Source organism: Pseudomonas sp. PDM13, assembly GCF_025685765.1.
Classification (GTDB): Bacteria; Pseudomonadota; Gammaproteobacteria; order Pseudomonadales; family Pseudomonadaceae; genus Metapseudomonas; species Metapseudomonas solani.
This window is the reverse complement of the sequence record NZ_JAOTQU010000018.1, coordinates 86,966-101,742: the sequence shown is the minus strand read 5'-3', so window position 1 is coordinate 101,742 and position 14,777 is coordinate 86,966. Positions and strand designations below refer to the sequence as shown.

The following is a 14,777-nucleotide window of genomic DNA, read 5'->3' as shown; positions in this document are numbered from 1 at the left end:
CCGCCGGCCTTCTGGGGGCCTATAGCTCAGTTGGTTAGAGCAGAGGACTCATAATCCTTTGGTCCACGGTTCAAGTCCGTGTGGGCCCACCACCAATACCCCATGAAAAAGCCGCGCATTGCGCGGCTTTTTCGTTTCCGGCCTGCGGCCCCTCATCCAAGCAGCGGAAATCGACAGCGAGCCGAATAGCCCGCATTATCAGCTCACACAATGAGCCGAATAGACCCGCTAATCGGCTCACACCCGAGCAAAGCGCATGAACGCCCCCCTCTGGATCTGGCAGCAACCCGACTGGCCACACTTCACCTGGCAAACAGAAGCCCTTGCCCTACTGCTGCGCGCCTGCACCCAGGCGCAAGGGCGCTTGCTCGGCATGCTCGGCGCTATCGGTAGCGACACCGAGGCGCAGAGCAGCCTGGATACCCTGCTGCAGAACATCCTCACCTCATCGGCCATCGAAGGTGAGCAACTAAACGTCGACTCGGTGCGCTCATCACTGGCACGACGCCTGGGGATAAACCAGGACGGCCCCGTCAGCGCCCGCTCCGAAGGCCTGGCGGAACTGATGCTCGACGCCACCCAGGCACACCAGCTCCCGCTCGATCTACAGAGGTTGTATCGCTGGCACGGCTGGCTGTTCCCGACCGACGACGAACTGCCAGCCCCTCAACTTCGGATTGGCTCGCTACGTGGCGATGCGCCCATGCAGGTTGTCTCCGGTCGGCTTGACCGCCCGACCGTGCATTTCCAAGCCCCACCGCGCCATGGGCTGGAGGAACAGCTTGTAGCTTTCCTCGCCTGGTTCGAGAACAGCCGCAGCGATGCAGCGCTCGACCCCCTGCTGCGTGCTGGCATCGCCCATTTCTGGTTCGTCACCCTGCACCCCTTCGATGACGGCAACGGCCGGCTGACCCGAGCACTCACCGACATGGCACTGGCCCAGGGCGAGCAGCAGGCCATCCGCTTCTACGCCATGTCGGCAAGCATCCTCGACGACCGCGCCGGCTATTACCGCATCCTCGAAACCAGCCAGAAAGGCGGCCTGGATATCACCGCCTGGCTGCAGTGGTTTCTCGGTACATTGCTCAAGAGCCTCGAGCAGGCCCTTGCGCGCATAGATCGGGTCCTGGCCAAGGCGCGCTTCTGGCAGACGCACCGCACCCAGGCCCTCTCCGCCGAACAAATCAAGGTACTCAACCGCCTGCTGGATGGCGGCGAACGCGGCTTCGAAGACGGCATCAGCGCCGCCCAGTACCAGGCCGTAGCCAAGGTTTCCAAAGCCACGGCCACGCGCCATCTGAGTGATCTTGTCGAGAAGGGCTGCCTTTCCCGGCTACCGGGTGGCGGGCGTAGCACGCGCTACCATATCGTCGAGCGAGTGATCGGATCGCTAGGCGTGCAATCCAATACATTGCTCGGATAAAAATAAATCTGTCCCCTTTTCCCACGCCTTAGGAAGGACTCCGGCTTTTCCTGAGACGGCACATAAGGTGCGGCCTCCAGCATGGCCGTTGAGCGAAAGATTCCAGCTAGCCACGTAAGCACCGTGCACCCCCCCTAACTCGCATGGCAGAATGCGGCTTCACGGTGGGCATGGCGCTTGATCCAAGCAGATCAAAAGGCTGTGCGCACCGTTTGAGCAGGTGGCACTCAACTTCGAGCAGCCCATATCCCTAGACTCCCTCACGATTCAACGAGGTCAACTATGGCCATGCTCGGTAGAGCCATGCCTCTCTTCGCAGACGAATTCTGCCCAGCACATGCGGCAGCAGAGCTGCTTGCGCAAGAAGGAGGAATTGAAGCTCGCGGAGCAATCTTCACTCGTTCCGAGGTAGTTGATTTTATTCTCGATCTGGCCGGGTACACGGCAGATCGCCCACTTCATGAATTGAGGCTTCTGGAGCCGTCCTTTGGTGGAGGAGACTTCCTACTGCCGATCATCAAACGACTCTTGAAAGCCTGGCGAGAGGCTGAAGCTCCACAACCAGCCGTCGTTGCGTTGAGCAGTGCAATTCGAGCAGTAGAGCTGCATCGTGAAACATTCCGCTCCACAGCCAATGCAGTAATTTCTTTGCTCAAACAAGAAGGGATCGAGGCGACTACAGCGTCGAGCTTGACTGCCCAGTGGCTGAAGCAGGGAGATTTCTTGCTGCTGCCTATGGAAGGGCAATTTGACTTTGTAGTGGGCAACCCACCGTACGTTCGCCAAGAGCTAATACCAGCTCCATTGCTGGCGGAGTATCGCAATCGCTACCAGACAATGTACGACAGAGCAGACGTCTACATTCCGTTCATTGAGCGTTCGCTGTCAGCATTATCTGAACGTGGCCACCTAGGCTTCATCTGTGCAGATCGCTGGATGAAGAACCGCTACGGTGGTCCGCTCCGTAATCTAGTTGCCAGTAGATTCCATCTCAAAATCTACGTCGACATGGTGGACACTCCGGCATTTCACTCGGATGTAATTGCCTACCCCGCAATTACGATCATCAGCCGGGAAAAGCCAGCGCCCACACGGATCGCACATCGTCCGCCCATCGAACGGACAGCCCTGGTAGCTCTGGCTGCTCAGCTGCAAGTACCCACCCTTCCCAGAGACTCTAGTGCAGTGCGAGAACTTGCTTGCGTCACGAATGGGGCAGAACCTTGGCTGCTTGAGTCTTCCGACCAGATGGCCGTAATTCGTCGCCTTGAGTCCTGCTTTCCTCTATTAGAAGAGACAGCATGCAAGGTCGGTATTGGTGTAGCTACAGGGGCAGACAAAGCCTTCATTGGCGACTTTGAGTCGCTGGATGTTGAGCACGACCGTAAGCTCCCCCTGGTGACAACAAAAGACATCATGTCCGGTGAAGTGCAATGGCGCGGGCAAGGCGTCATCAACCCCTTTGCTGCCTCAGGTGGGCTAGTCAACCTTGACGCATACCCTCTGCTGCGACGTTATCTGGAAGCGCGGCGAGAGATCATTGCGAGAAGGCACTGTGCCCAAAAAAGCCCAGCAGGCTGGTACCGGACAATTGACCGCATTACCCCTGCACTAGCAGCCAAACCAAAGCTTCTAATTCCAGATATCAAAGGTGAGGCACACATCGTCTTCGAGAAAGGCGAGCTCTATCCACATCACAATCTCTACTTCATCACCTCAGATGAGTGGGATCTTCGTGCATTGCAGGCGGTTCTGCTATCCGCCGTCACCCGTCTGTTTGTGGCGACCTACTCAACCAAAATGCGGGGAGGCTTTCTTCGCTTCCAAGCGCAGTACTTACGCCGCATTCGACTTCCGCGCTGGCAAGACGTACCCCAAAATCTACGTAGGGACCTGGCTGAAGCAGCAGTTAAGCGAGACATCCCTGCATGCAACCGGGCAGTTTTTGATCTGTACGGCTTAAGCAAGGAAGAGCGCTCTGCCATCGGAGGCAATGGAGATTAAATGGCCCTAGATCTAGTCGATTACGAACAAAAAGCACATGAAGCAGTGAAAGCTTTCTGGGGTAACCGGGAAGCAGCAAAACAGAAACAGATCGAGTCAGGCCGAGCCGATCAGGGCGAGCGGGCAGGCGTAACAGCCGGGAAGAATATGGATGGATTCCTAGCCCTGGTGCTGGACATCATCAAAGCCAACGGCCTATCTCATGCCGAGATACATCAGAAAAGGGCGATGCTGACCCTTCCAGGTTACTTTCGCCCCACAAAGCTTTGGGATCTCCTCGTGCTCTATAAGGGCCAGCTCATTGCAGCAATTGAGCTGAAAAGTCAGGTGGGCCCGTCCTTTGGGAATAACTTCAACAATCGTACAGAAGAAGCCATTGGAACCGCTCACGACCTCTGGACTGCGTATCGTGAGGAGGCGTTTGGCAAACAACCTCGGCCCTTCGTTGGCTGGCTTATGATGGTCGAGGATGCGCCCAGCTCACGTAGCCCTATTCGCGATGCCTCACCCCACTTCCCGGTTTTCAAGGAGTTCAAGGGCGCGTCATACCTGCAAAGGTATGACCTGCTGTGTCAGCGCCTAGTGCAAGAGCAGCTTTACACCACCGCTGCTGTTATCACTGCCGAGAGAAATGCAGTCGAAACTGGAGAGTTTTCAGAACTGTCCTCAATGACCAGCCTGAAGACGTTCGTCACGTCATTAGCAGGTCACATCGCAGCAGAGGCAGCCAGACTCAGCTGAGAGCAGTAATCACACAGGCCAATGGAATCTAAAAGCCCAGCAGCACCATGTAGTTCAAGTTATTACTTTGAGTATATTGTTATCGAGAGCACCAGATCAGCTCAGATTTGCGAACATTACGATGAGATTGCCCACCCGGCAGCCTAGACTTGAAACCCCACCAATATGCAAGCCCCTGCTAATGGTGTTACAGAAATAGAAATCAACCAGAGCCATTAAATATGCTTGATATCGTATTTGGAAAAAAGAGCGACCCAAGAGCTGTTGAAGCACTGGTAGAAACGCTCAAGTCTAATGCATGGTCAGGAACGTTATATGTCGGCTATCCAGTATTCGCATCTGATGGAAATTCCTCAGTAACTGACGCACTTCTCACGACCAAAGAACATGGCGTAATTATATTCGATCTTTCATCCCATGAGTTCATTGACCTACCACCTAGCGAGTTAGTTGCAGCGGTAAAGCAACGTCAACGCGAGTTAAGACGCCAATTAAACTCCAGACTCGTAGCATACGAGGAGCTTGTAGGAGACGACGGAGTAACACTGGCATTTAAAATCCATGTGATTACATTCCTCCCCAGTCCTATACCTGACGTAGAGGCGGAGGAAATTGCACACCCTGGAAATGTCCTAGATAAGATCAAGATCTCCGAGTCGCTATCTGATCACCAATTTACCTGCGTCAACGCTGCAATACAAAAAACAGCTGCTTTAAAGCCCAAGAAAAAACGCCTAAACGTACGCAAAGACGACTCAATGGGCGCGTTAATTAAAAGCCTTGAAGCCCAAATCGCCAACCTGGACAAGTGGCAAAAAAATGCTGCGATCGAATCACCCGAAGGCCCCCAGCGCATACGAGGATTAGCGGGGAGCGGAAAAACCATTATTCTCGCTCTCAAAGCCGCATATCTACATGCAAACGACCCCCATGCAGATATAGTTGTCACATTTAACAGCCGCTCACTCTACCAACAATTTAAAAACTTAATAAGAAGATTTTATTTCGATCAAGTATTTGACGAGCCAGACTGGAGCAAATTGAAAGTCCTGCACGCATGGGGAAGCTCAACTGAGCCAGGCGTGTACTCAAGCATTTCTGCTGCGTCAGGCGCAACACCTCTCACATTTGGAACAGCCAGGTATCGATTTGGTTATTCAACCGCGTTCCAAGGCGTCTGCCAAGAGCTAGTCGCACATGTGAAAAAATCACAATTTAAACCTATCTACGACTACGTGCTTATTGACGAGGCACAAGATTTCCCCTCGTCCTTCTTTCAACTTATATATGCCGCCACCAAACAACCAAAACATATTGTCTGGGCATATGATGAGCTTCAAAATTTAAATGACGCATCCATGCCTACCTTGGATCAACTTTTTGGAGTCAGCTCGGAAGGAGTGCCGGTTGTTGAAATAAGCAACAACGAAGGCCAGCCGCAACAGGACATCCTACTTCCCATTTGCTACAGGAACCCACCCTGGATACTCTCCCTGGCTCTAGGGCTAGGCCTTGGAATAAAAAGGCCAAACTCTGATTTTGCTCAGATGTTTAGCGAACCTGACTTATGGAAGGAAATTGGCTACTTCGATGTAAATGGAAATCTTGAGCTTGGGCAGTCCGTCCGACTCAGAAGATCAAATGATCGAAGCGCTGGTTTCTTCGCACAGACCCTAGACCCCAATGAGTCAGTGACGTGGCATACATTCGCAGAGCGCCAACTCCAATCTGAGTGGATTGCAAACGATATCCAACGCGTGATGACCACACAAGAACTTGACGCGAACGATATATTGATTGTTATCCCAGACGCAATACACGCTCCTAAAATCGGAGCAGAGATATCTGAAGCGCTAATACGAAGAAACATCAAATCCCACATCATTGGAGTCACCGGAAGTCGTGACGTAGTTTTCATTGATGACTCTGTAGCCATTAGCGGAATCTATAGAGCCAAGGGAAATGAAGCACCGCTTGTATATATAGCAAGCGCCGAGTACTGCCACAGCCCATTTGAGACCAGCAAAAAAAGAAACATGCTATTCACAGCTATAACGCGCGCAAAAGCATGGGTAAGAATCTGCGGCGTCGGCAGAGAGATGCAACAACTCTCAGAAGAAATTAATGCGATAGCTACAGATAAGTACGATCTTGTATTTACGTACCCCACACTATCCAAAATAAAAGAAATCAAAAGCGCATACAAAGAAAGAACTGCAAAAGAGAAGCGAGCAGTACGAAATGAAATTGCGTCAACTGAAAAGCTTTTGCAAAGAATTCTAAATGGCGAAATAAATCTGGACGAACTACCCGACGGGCTAGCAGACATCTTAAAACGCGGACTGCAATAACCTTATGCGAGCATCTCAGCCGACAATAATCACAGCAATCAACAACGTTAAGTCCATACTACAGAGGGCAGGCCTTCTATATGACTACAATGACTGCATTGCTGAGCGGGTAGCCCAGGGCAAGGTTCGAGTAACTTGGAGCACAGCGACCACACGCCCCGACTTGACTGACATCCCCGACTCCAACATAAAGGAGTATCTAATATATCTATCCGGAAGACACTTCAACTTTCAACTTTTTGATGGCTCACTAATACAAATATCATACGATATAAAAAGCGGCAGCATAGTTCAAAGCAGGCTAGTATGGTTTCCATGCCCTGTATCTTTTGAGCCAGAAGAACTGGAATACGCTTCACTTGAAGAACTCATTAGAACCGCACCTAATGAAAACATACACTGCCGTGCACCTCTCAGATTCGACTACGCTCCACATCAAGCTGCTGACAACCACTCCTCAACTCACGTCCACCTTGGAATGGAAAATTTTCGTCTCCCAGTTCAGAGACCTATGGAGCCCCGCAGATTCATAAGATTTATTGTAAGAACAGCTTATCCAGATGTATGGTCCTCTCCAGAGTTCATTAGAGATGATGTTGAAAACTGGAGCGCACAAGACAGACTTGACGAGGATGACAAGATTTACGGCTCATTAAACTGGAATATCCCTATATAGAATATTGAAATGCCCCAGCCGTCATTAACACCCCCAGTTTTCAGCAGCACAAGAATCGGTACACTAGCGGTACAGTGTTCAGCTTTCACAGACTTCGCTCAACGACGCTCAACCCGCTCTACGGCGCTACTTTCCGCTAACTGTACCTGCCGTCAGCTACGCCCGACTCCACTAGGCTCGCAACGTTTCTAGGCAACTCATAATCCTTTGCTCTATGGTTCATTTTTTCTGGGGCCACCACCCCGTGAAAAGCCACGCATTGCACAGCTTTTCATTCTTGCGAGGCAGGCCTTCTCACCGCCTCGCCTCTCTCCGAAGTTTCCTACCCACCCTCGTCATTGCCGGCCTACAAGGGCGCTCTGTAGCGTCTCCCACCGTCATGCCTCGGCATGGCCGGGAGTGGAATCCCGAACTAGCAGAAGCACCACCAGCGCCATAGCAGGGTTAGAGAAAGGGCTCACCTTTCAACAACCCTGGCAGTCTATGGCGGACCGTGCGAGGGGGGCGAGAGCCCACCGGGCGTTCTGCGAGCCGGTATTCCACACCTCGTACGGTCCGCCACCCTTATGCGCCCTGGATCAGGTGGCGGCTCCCCTGCAAGGAAGGAGTCTCATCATGTCCCACGACTATTTCGTTCCCAGCGTCTTCCACCGCCATCACCGCGCGTTTCGCGCGCTGCTTATCGACGACCAGGCCTGGATAGTGGCCAGCGACCTCGGCCCGCTCACCAACCGCCATATCGACGACCGGCTCACCCGCAAGCTTGATCCGGACCAGTGGCGCAGCGAGCGCGTGGAGAACCACCAGGGCGCGGTGGAAACCCTGCTGCTGATCAGCGAAAGCGCCGTCTGCGAGCTGCTCAAGGTCAACTTCTATCACCCCGAGCACCGTGGCCTGCGCCAGTGGATCACCGGCGAGGTGATCCCTGCCCTGCGTTCCCAGGCCACGCCGCACCTGCCCCGCCAGCGCCGGGTGACCTGGCAGGGCAGGGAGTTCAGCGTCATGGAATGGCAGGGCCGCCAATGGGTGCGGGTGAAGGATGTGGCGGAGCTGTTCGACGGCGGCGAACGGGCCACGCTGCAATAGAACGGATTCGGGGACGCATGGCGTCCCCGTTCCTTTTAACGCCCGTCACGAAGTTGAAAAACGTAGGCGAGGCAGCCGATGCAAGGCGAAAGCGGCCGAAAAAGCGCAGTTTACGCATGTAAATGAGCATTTTGATCGGACTCGCGCACGAGGGCGCTTTTAACGCAGCAGCGGCCACGCAGCTAGTTTTTCAGCAGCCTGCTAGCGTTTAGCGATGATGTACACCGCATGCACGATGCCGGGGATGTAGCCCAGCAGGGTGAGAAGGATGTTCAGCCAGAAGGCGCCACCGAAACCCACCTGCAGGAACACGCCCAGCGGCGGCAGGATGATGGCGATGAGGATGCGGATCAGGTCCATGCAAAAGCTCCTTGTAGGGAAATTCGTCTACCTCCTGATCGACTGCGGGCGAGCGCAAAGGGTTCCTTGCCGATGTTTCCGCGCCCCGCCCATAATCCGTCGCACCCGCCCCTCCGGACCTCACCGCCCATGGCCATTTCCCGCGACGACCTCGATGAACACGGCCTGATCATCGGCGTCTCGCCCGAGCGCTTCCGCGCAGTGGCGATGCCGCTGTTGTTCGATCACCTCAACGCCCAGTGCGAGGGCACCATCGCGGTGAACCGCCAGGCGCGGATCGTCTGGATCAACGACAAGTACGCGCAGAAGATCGGCATCGCCGACCCGCGCAGCGTGCTGGGCAAGGAGGTCGAAGACGTGCTCCCGGCGAGCAAGCTGCGCGAGGTGGTGGAGAACGGCCTGCCGAGCATGCTCGACCTGATGGCCTTCGGCGACGAGCACTTCGTGGTCACGCGCATTCCCCTGAGCGATGAAGACGGCACCCTGGTCGGCGCGCTCGGCTTCGTGCTATTCGACCGCGCGCGCCACCTCAAGCCGGTCATGGCCAAGTACAACCAGTTGCAGACCCAGCTCGCCGCCACCCAGCACGAGCTGGACCGGGCCCGCCGCGCGCGCTACACCATCGCCGGCTTCATCGGTGCCAGCCCGGCGGCCGGCGAGGTCAAGCGCCAGGCCCGGCGCGCCGCGCAACTGGATGCCACGGTGCTGCTGCGCGGTGAGACCGGCACCGGCAAGGAGCTGCTCGCCCAGGGCATTCACAACCTGTCGCTGCGGGCCAACGGTCCCTTCGTGGCGGTCAACGTCGCGGCCATTCCGGAATCCCTGGTGGAGGCCGAACTGTTCGGCACCGCCCCCGGCGCCTTCACCGGAGCCGAGCGCCGCGCCCGGGCCGGCAAGTTCGAACTGGCCAACGGCGGCACCCTGTTCCTCGACGAGATCGGCGACCTGCCCCTGCCGCTGCAGGCGAAGATGCTGCGCGTGCTGCAGGAGCAGGAGGTGGAACCCCTCGGTTCCAACCAGGTGAAGCCGCTGAACGTGCGGGTGATCGCCGCCACCCATGTCGACCTCGAAGCCAAGGTCGCCGCCGGCGAATTCCGCGAGGACCTCTACTACCGCCTCAACGTGCTGGCCCTGCGCGTGCCACCCCTGCGCGAGCGTCGCGAAGACCTGCCGACACTCATCGAACACCTGCTCGACGACATCGCCACCCGCTCCGGCCAACCGCCCCAGGAGCTGCGCCAGGACGCCCTCGACCTGCTCTACGCACAGGCCTGGCCCGGCAACGTGCGCGAATTGCGCAACCTGCTGGAGCGTGCGCAACTGCTGGGGGACGGCAGCCGCCCGCTGAGCGCGACGGAATTGCGCGAGTTGCTGGTGGACCCGCTGCCCGCCGCATCCAGCCCCGCGCCGTTGCGTGCTGCCGAGCCTCTGCAAGCGGCCGTGCGCCCACTCGCCGACAGCCTCGCCGAGGCCGAGCGCCAGGCCATCCTCAGTGCCCTCGCCGCCTGCGACGGCAACCGCACCCAGACCGCCGAACGCCTCGGCATCGCCCGCGCCAGCCTCTACAACAAGCTCCAGGCCCACGGGTTGTAGGGGCGAATTCATTCGCCCGCAGGGGCCAGGCGCTCGCCTGGGAGCCTTGGGGACGCTGCGCATCCCTTGGCGAATGAATTCACCCCTACATGTCCAGATTTATGGACACACGCAAAACCAAACCGTCCAGAAATTTGAGCAATGTCCATTTATCTGGACGCCCGTTCGATCAGCAGCTGATCCTTGGTTTCCCCTGAAGCTCCCGCTCCAGAGCCTCTCGCAACAACCGCCCACAGGCTGGCACGCCTTTCGCTCTACAGCTTCCCAAGGGCCGCAACAGGCCCACCTCCGGCCGTCACGAGCGGCTGAAAACAACAACAAGAAGGAATGCCCCATGGGAACCCTAGGTATCCTGATTTCCCTCGCACTGCTGATGTACCTCGCCTATCGCGGTATCAACGTGCTGATCCTCGCGCCGCTCATGGCCCTGCTGGCCGTGCTCTTCGCTGGTGACGCGGCGCTGATGCTGCCCACCTACACCCAGGTGTTCATGAAGTCCCTGGGTGGCTACCTGATCCAGTTCTTCCCGCTGTTCCTGCTCGGCGCCATCTTCGGCAAGCTGATGGACGACTCCGGCTCCGCCCGCGCCATCGCCCACGGCATCGTCACCCGCCTGGGCCGCGAGCGTGCCGTGCTGGCCATCGTGCTGGCCTGCGGCCTGCTCACCTATGGCGGTGTCTCGCTGTTCGTGGTGGCCTTCGCCGTGTACCCCATCGGCACCGCGCTGTTCCGTCAGGCCGGCATCCCCAAGCGCCTGCTGCCGGGGGCCATCGCCCTGGGCGCCTTCACCTTCACCATGACCGCCCTGCCGGGCACCCCGGCGATCCAGAACGCCATCCCCAGCCCGTTCTTCGGCACCGACGCCTTCGCCGCGCCCATCCTCGGCCTGATCGGCGGCCTGATCATGCTCGGCCTCGGCAGCTGGTGGCTCTCCACCCAGGCACGCAAGCTGGTGGCGGCCGGCGAAGGCTACGGCAATTACGAGGACGACCCGGCCCAGGATCAGGGTGTGCCCGCCATCGGCTTCTGGCTGGCGCTGCTGCCGATCCTGCTGGTGATCGTGCTCAACTTCCTGATGGCCAAGCAGGTGCTGCCGAACATCGACACCAGCTACCTGGCCAAGCCCGAGTTCGGCGGCCTGCAGGACGCCAAGTCGGTGGTCGGCATCTGGTCGATCATCGTCGCCCTGGGCGCCGCCGTGCTGCTGCTCATCGGCCTGCACTGGCAACGCTGGGCCGACCTCAAGCAGAGCCTCAACGACGGCACCTTCGGCTCCATGCTGCCGATCCTCAACACCGCCTCCGAGGTGGGCTACGGCACCGTGATCGCCTCCCTCGCCGGTTTCGTGGTGATCCGCGACCTGGTGCTGAGCGTGCCGGGCAACCCGCTGGTGTCCGAGGCGGTGGCGGTGAACATCCTCGCCGGCATCACCGGCTCGGCCTCGGGCGGCATGTCCATCGCCCTCAAGACCCTGGGCGCGCAGTACCTGGAGATGGCCAACGCCGCCGGCATCAGCCCCGAGCTGCTGCACCGGGTCGCCGCCATGGCCTCCGGCTGCATGGACACCCTGCCCCACAACGGCGCGGTGATCTCGCTGCTGGCCATCTGCAAGCTGACCCACCGCGACTCCTACCGATTCATCTTCATGAACACCGTGATCTTCCCGCTGCTGGCCCTGGTGGTGGTGATCACCCTGGGCAGCCTGTTCGGCAGTTTCTGAATGCACAGCCTGTTTTGCATCGCTCGAGGTATGACATGAGCAAAGTGATGAGCGCCGCCGACGCCGTGGCGCGTATCCCGGACAACGCCAACCTGGCCACCGGCGGCTTCGTCGGCATCGGCTTCGCCGAGGAGATCGCCATCGCCCTGGAGCAGCGTTTCCAGGTCGAGCAGGCGCCGCGTGACCTGACCCTGGTCTACGCCGCCGGCCAGGGCGACGGCAAGGGCCGTGGGCTCAACCACCTGGCCCACGAAGGCCTGGTGCGCCGGGTGATCGGCGGCCACTGGGGCCTGGTGCCCGGGCTGCAGAAGCTGGCGGTGGAGAACCGCATCGAGGCCTACAACCTGCCCCAAGGGGTGATCTCCCAGCTGTTCCGCGACATCGCCGCCGGCAAGCCCGGGCAGCTGTCGCGGGTGGGCCTGGGCACCTTCGTCGACCCCGAGCACGGCGGCGGCAGGCTCAACGCACGCACCACCGACGAACTGGTGCGGCGCATGGCCATCGACGGCGAGGACTACCTCTTCTACAAGGCCTTCCCCATCCACGTCGGCATCGTCCGCGCCACCAGCGCCGACGAGGACGGCAACCTGAGCATGGAGCGCGAGGCGCTGACCATCGAGAGCCTGGCCATCGCCATGGCCGCGCGCAATTCCGGCGGCCTGGTGATCACCCAGGTCGAGCGGGTGGTTGCCCGTGGCTCGCTGAACCCGCGCCAGGTGAAGATCCCCGGCATCCTCGTCGACTGCGTGGTGGTCGCCGAGCCGGAGAACCACCAGCAGACCTTCGCCACCGCCTACAACCCGGCCTTCGCCGCCGAGGTGCGGGTGCCCGAAGGCAGCCTGGCGCCCATGCCGCTGGACCTGCGCAAGCTGATCGCCCGTCGTGCCGCGCTGGAGCTCAAACCCGGCGCGGTGGTCAACCTCGGCATTGGCATGCCCGAAGGCGTGGCCGCGGTGGCGGCGGAAGAAGGGGTGATCGACCTGCTGACCCTCACCGCCGAACCCGGGGTGATCGGCGGCGTGCCCGCCTCGGGGCTGGACTTCGGCGCGGCGAGCAACCACAGCGCACTGATCGACCAGCCCTACCAGTTCGACTTCTACGACGGCGGCGGCCTCGACATCGCCTTCCTCGGCCTGGCCCAGGCGGACGCGGCGGGCAACCTCAACGTGTCGAAGTTCGGCGCGCGTCTGGCCGGTGCCGGCGGCTTCATCAACATCAGCCAGAACGCCAAGGCAGTGGTCTTCGTCGGCACCTTCACCGCCGGCCCCCAGGACATCCGCATCGAGAACGGCGCCCTGCGCATCCTCAAGGACGGCGTCGTGCACAAGTTCGTCCGCGAGGTGGAGCACCGCACCTTCGCCGGCCGCCTCGCTGCCGAAGCCGCCAAGCCGGTGCTCTACGTCACCGAGCGCTGCGTGTTCCGCCTGACCACCGAAGGCCTGGAGCTGATCGAGATCGCCCCGGGCATCGACGTCGAGCGCGACATCATCGAGCGCATGGATTTCCGCCCCATCGTCCGCGCCCTGAAGCTGATGGACGTGCGCCTGTTCGGCGAGGCGCGCATCGGCCTGCGCGGGATGATCGGCGAGGCCTGAAGGTTGTGCGTGAAACGCGGGCCCGCCCTGGGCCCGCGTCTTTTTTCGCATTGGCGCAAAGGTGCCCCGTGGGAGCGGCTTCAGCCGCGATGTTCCGGGCATCGATTCGCGAATGAATTCGCTCCCACAGGGTCATGCCCACGCACCAGTACGTCCCGTAGGAGCGAGCTCTGCTCGCGAAGCCCTTCATCCAGGCATGACCGCTCCCGGGCTGAAGCCCGGGCTACAGGCTCGGCATAAGCTCCTACCGCTCCCCCAACTTATGCCGCGCCGCGTACAGGCAGACCATCTCCATTGCCAGGGTCGCGCCGGCCAGGGCGGTGACTTCGGCGTTGTCGTAAGGCGGCGCCACTTCCACCACATCCATGCCCACCAGGTTGATGCCGCGCAGGCCGCGGAGGATCTCCAGCGCCTGGTGGCTGGAAAGCCCGCCGCACACCGGCGTGCCGGTGCCCGGGGCGAAGGCCGGGTCGAGGCAGTCGATGTCGAAGGTCAGGTACACCGGGTGGTCGCCCACCCGCGCGCGGATGCGCTCGGCGATCTGCTCCGGGGTATGGCGGTGCACCTCGCGGGCGTCCAGCACCTGGAAGCCCATCACGTCGTCATTGGTGGTGCGCAGGCCGATCTGCACCGAGCGCGCCGGGTCCACCAGGCCCTCTCGGGCCGCGTGGTAGAACATGGTGCCGTGGTCGATGCGCTGGCCTTCTTCATCCGGCCAGGTGTCGCTGTGGGCGTCGAAGTGGATCAGCGACAGCGGCCCGTGCTTGGCCGCATGGGCCTTGAGCAGCGGGTAGCTGATGAAGTGGTCGCCGCCCAGGGTGAGCATCGCCGCGCCGGCGTCGAGGATGTGCGCCGCGTGGGCCTGGATCACCTCCGGCGTGTGCTGCGGCGTGCCGTGGTCGAAGGCGCAGTCGCCGTAGTCGATCACCGCCAGGTGGTCGAAGGGGTCGAACTCCCAGGGGAAGTGCCGCGCCCAGGCCATCTGCACCGAGGCGGCGCGGATGGCGCGCGGACCGAAGCGGCTGCCGGGGCGGTTGGTGGTGGCGGTGTCGAAGGGCACCCCGCTCACCACCAGGTCGACGCCACGCAGGTCGCGGCTGTAGCGCCGGCGCATGAAGCTGGTGATGCCGGCGTAGGTGGCTTCGGCGGCCGTGCCAAGCAGGCTGTCACGGGTGATGGCCTGGTCGTTCTCGAAAGCGTGTTCCATTTCATCGGGCTCCATCGGTGG

General features: G+C 59.6%; 11 protein-coding genes and 1 tRNA gene. 10 read left to right on the top strand and 2 right to left on the bottom strand.

From position 1 onward, the window contains the following. Positions 1–15 precede the first annotated feature (15 nt). From OEJ36_RS19005 to OEJ36_RS18975, 7 genes are all read left to right on the top strand, one after another. Positions 16–92 (top strand) — tRNA-Ile (locus tag OEJ36_RS19005). A 164-nt stretch (positions 93–256) separates the two neighbouring features. Beyond that, positions 257–1,423, top strand: coding sequence for a Fic family protein (locus OEJ36_RS19000; protein ID WP_263402844.1), 1,167 nt, complete (start codon positions 257–259; stop codon positions 1,421–1,423). A 282-nt stretch (positions 1,424–1,705) separates the two neighbouring features. After that, a complete protein-coding gene (locus OEJ36_RS18995) occupies positions 1,706–3,427 on the top strand; it encodes an Eco57I restriction-modification methylase domain-containing protein (RefSeq protein ID WP_263402843.1) in 1,722 nt (573 codons plus the stop codon). Next, the gene (locus OEJ36_RS18990) at positions 3,428–4,168 is read left to right on the top strand and encodes a PaeR7I family type II restriction endonuclease (protein ID WP_263402842.1); all 741 of its coding nucleotides are present in this window, start codon (positions 3,428–3,430) and stop codon (positions 4,166–4,168) included. Between the two features lie 221 nt (positions 4,169–4,389). Then, complete coding sequence (locus OEJ36_RS18985; RefSeq protein WP_263402841.1) at positions 4,390–6,519, top strand: DEAD/DEAH box helicase; 2,130 nt, start codon at positions 4,390–4,392, stop codon at positions 6,517–6,519. A gap of 4 nt (positions 6,520–6,523) precedes the next feature. Beyond that, positions 6,524–7,195 (top strand): DUF2290 domain-containing protein, encoded by a 672-nt coding sequence (locus OEJ36_RS18980; protein WP_263402840.1) that lies wholly within the window; start codon positions 6,524–6,526, stop codon positions 7,193–7,195. Between the two features lie 615 nt (positions 7,196–7,810). Next, positions 7,811–8,281, top strand: a complete 471-nt coding sequence (locus OEJ36_RS18975) for a Bro-N domain-containing protein (RefSeq protein ID WP_263402839.1) — start codon at positions 7,811–7,813, stop codon at positions 8,279–8,281. Positions 8,282–8,482: 201 nt separating this feature from the next. Here OEJ36_RS18975 and OEJ36_RS18970 read toward each other — a convergent pair whose 3' ends face one another. Then, positions 8,483–8,641: a YqaE/Pmp3 family membrane protein gene (locus OEJ36_RS18970; protein ID WP_009615518.1), complete on the bottom strand. Its 159-nt coding sequence runs from the start codon at positions 8,639–8,641 to the stop codon at positions 8,483–8,485. Between the two features lie 129 nt (positions 8,642–8,770). On the opposite strand from OEJ36_RS18970, the gene OEJ36_RS18965 reads away from it, so the two are divergent. The 3 genes from OEJ36_RS18965 to OEJ36_RS18955 all read left to right on the top strand — a co-directional run bounded on the left by OEJ36_RS18965 (position 8,771) and on the right by OEJ36_RS18955 (position 13,549). Further along, complete coding sequence (locus OEJ36_RS18965) at positions 8,771–10,234, top strand: sigma-54 interaction domain-containing protein (protein WP_263402838.1); 1,464 nt, start codon at positions 8,771–8,773, stop codon at positions 10,232–10,234. A gap of 334 nt (positions 10,235–10,568) precedes the next feature. Then, positions 10,569–11,954, top strand: a complete 1,386-nt coding sequence (locus OEJ36_RS18960) for a GntP family permease (protein ID WP_263402837.1) — start codon at positions 10,569–10,571, stop codon at positions 11,952–11,954. A 35-nt stretch (positions 11,955–11,989) separates the two neighbouring features. Beyond that, entirely contained in the window at positions 11,990–13,549 is a 1,560-nt protein-coding gene (locus OEJ36_RS18955; protein WP_263402836.1) for an acyl CoA:acetate/3-ketoacid CoA transferase, read from the top strand. A gap of 244 nt (positions 13,550–13,793) precedes the next feature. Here OEJ36_RS18955 and speB read toward each other — a convergent pair whose 3' ends face one another. Then, entirely contained in the window at positions 13,794–14,756 is a 963-nt protein-coding gene (gene speB, locus OEJ36_RS18950; protein ID WP_263402835.1) for an agmatinase, read from the bottom strand. Between the last annotated feature and the right edge of the window lie 21 nt (positions 14,757–14,777).

What these genes read in the sequence shown, in the direction of transcription:
- OEJ36_RS18965 (WP_263402838.1), top strand. Translation starts at nt 8,771, where the DNA reads ATGGCCATTTCCCGCGACGACCTCGATGAACACGGCCTGATCATCGGC.
- OEJ36_RS18960 (WP_263402837.1), top strand. Translation starts at nt 10,569, where the DNA reads ATGGGAACCCTAGGTATCCTGATTTCCCTCGCACTGCTGATGTACCTC.
- OEJ36_RS18995 (WP_263402843.1), top strand. Translation starts at nt 1,706, where the DNA reads ATGGCCATGCTCGGTAGAGCCATGCCTCTCTTCGCAGACGAATTCTGC.
- speB (WP_263402835.1), bottom strand. Translation starts at nt 14,756, where the DNA reads ATGGAACACGCTTTCGAGAACGACCAGGCCATCACCCGTGACAGCCTG.
- OEJ36_RS18980 (WP_263402840.1), top strand. Translation starts at nt 6,524, where the DNA reads ATGCGAGCATCTCAGCCGACAATAATCACAGCAATCAACAACGTTAAG.
- OEJ36_RS18990 (WP_263402842.1), top strand. Translation starts at nt 3,428, where the DNA reads ATGGCCCTAGATCTAGTCGATTACGAACAAAAAGCACATGAAGCAGTG.
- OEJ36_RS18985 (WP_263402841.1), top strand. Translation starts at nt 4,390, where the DNA reads ATGCTTGATATCGTATTTGGAAAAAAGAGCGACCCAAGAGCTGTTGAA.
- OEJ36_RS18955 (WP_263402836.1), top strand. Translation starts at nt 11,990, where the DNA reads ATGAGCAAAGTGATGAGCGCCGCCGACGCCGTGGCGCGTATCCCGGAC.
- OEJ36_RS18975 (WP_263402839.1), top strand. Translation starts at nt 7,811, where the DNA reads ATGTCCCACGACTATTTCGTTCCCAGCGTCTTCCACCGCCATCACCGC.
- OEJ36_RS18970 (WP_009615518.1), bottom strand. Translation starts at nt 8,641, where the DNA reads ATGGACCTGATCCGCATCCTCATCGCCATCATCCTGCCGCCGCTGGGC.
- OEJ36_RS19000 (WP_263402844.1), top strand. Translation starts at nt 257, where the DNA reads ATGAACGCCCCCCTCTGGATCTGGCAGCAACCCGACTGGCCACACTTC.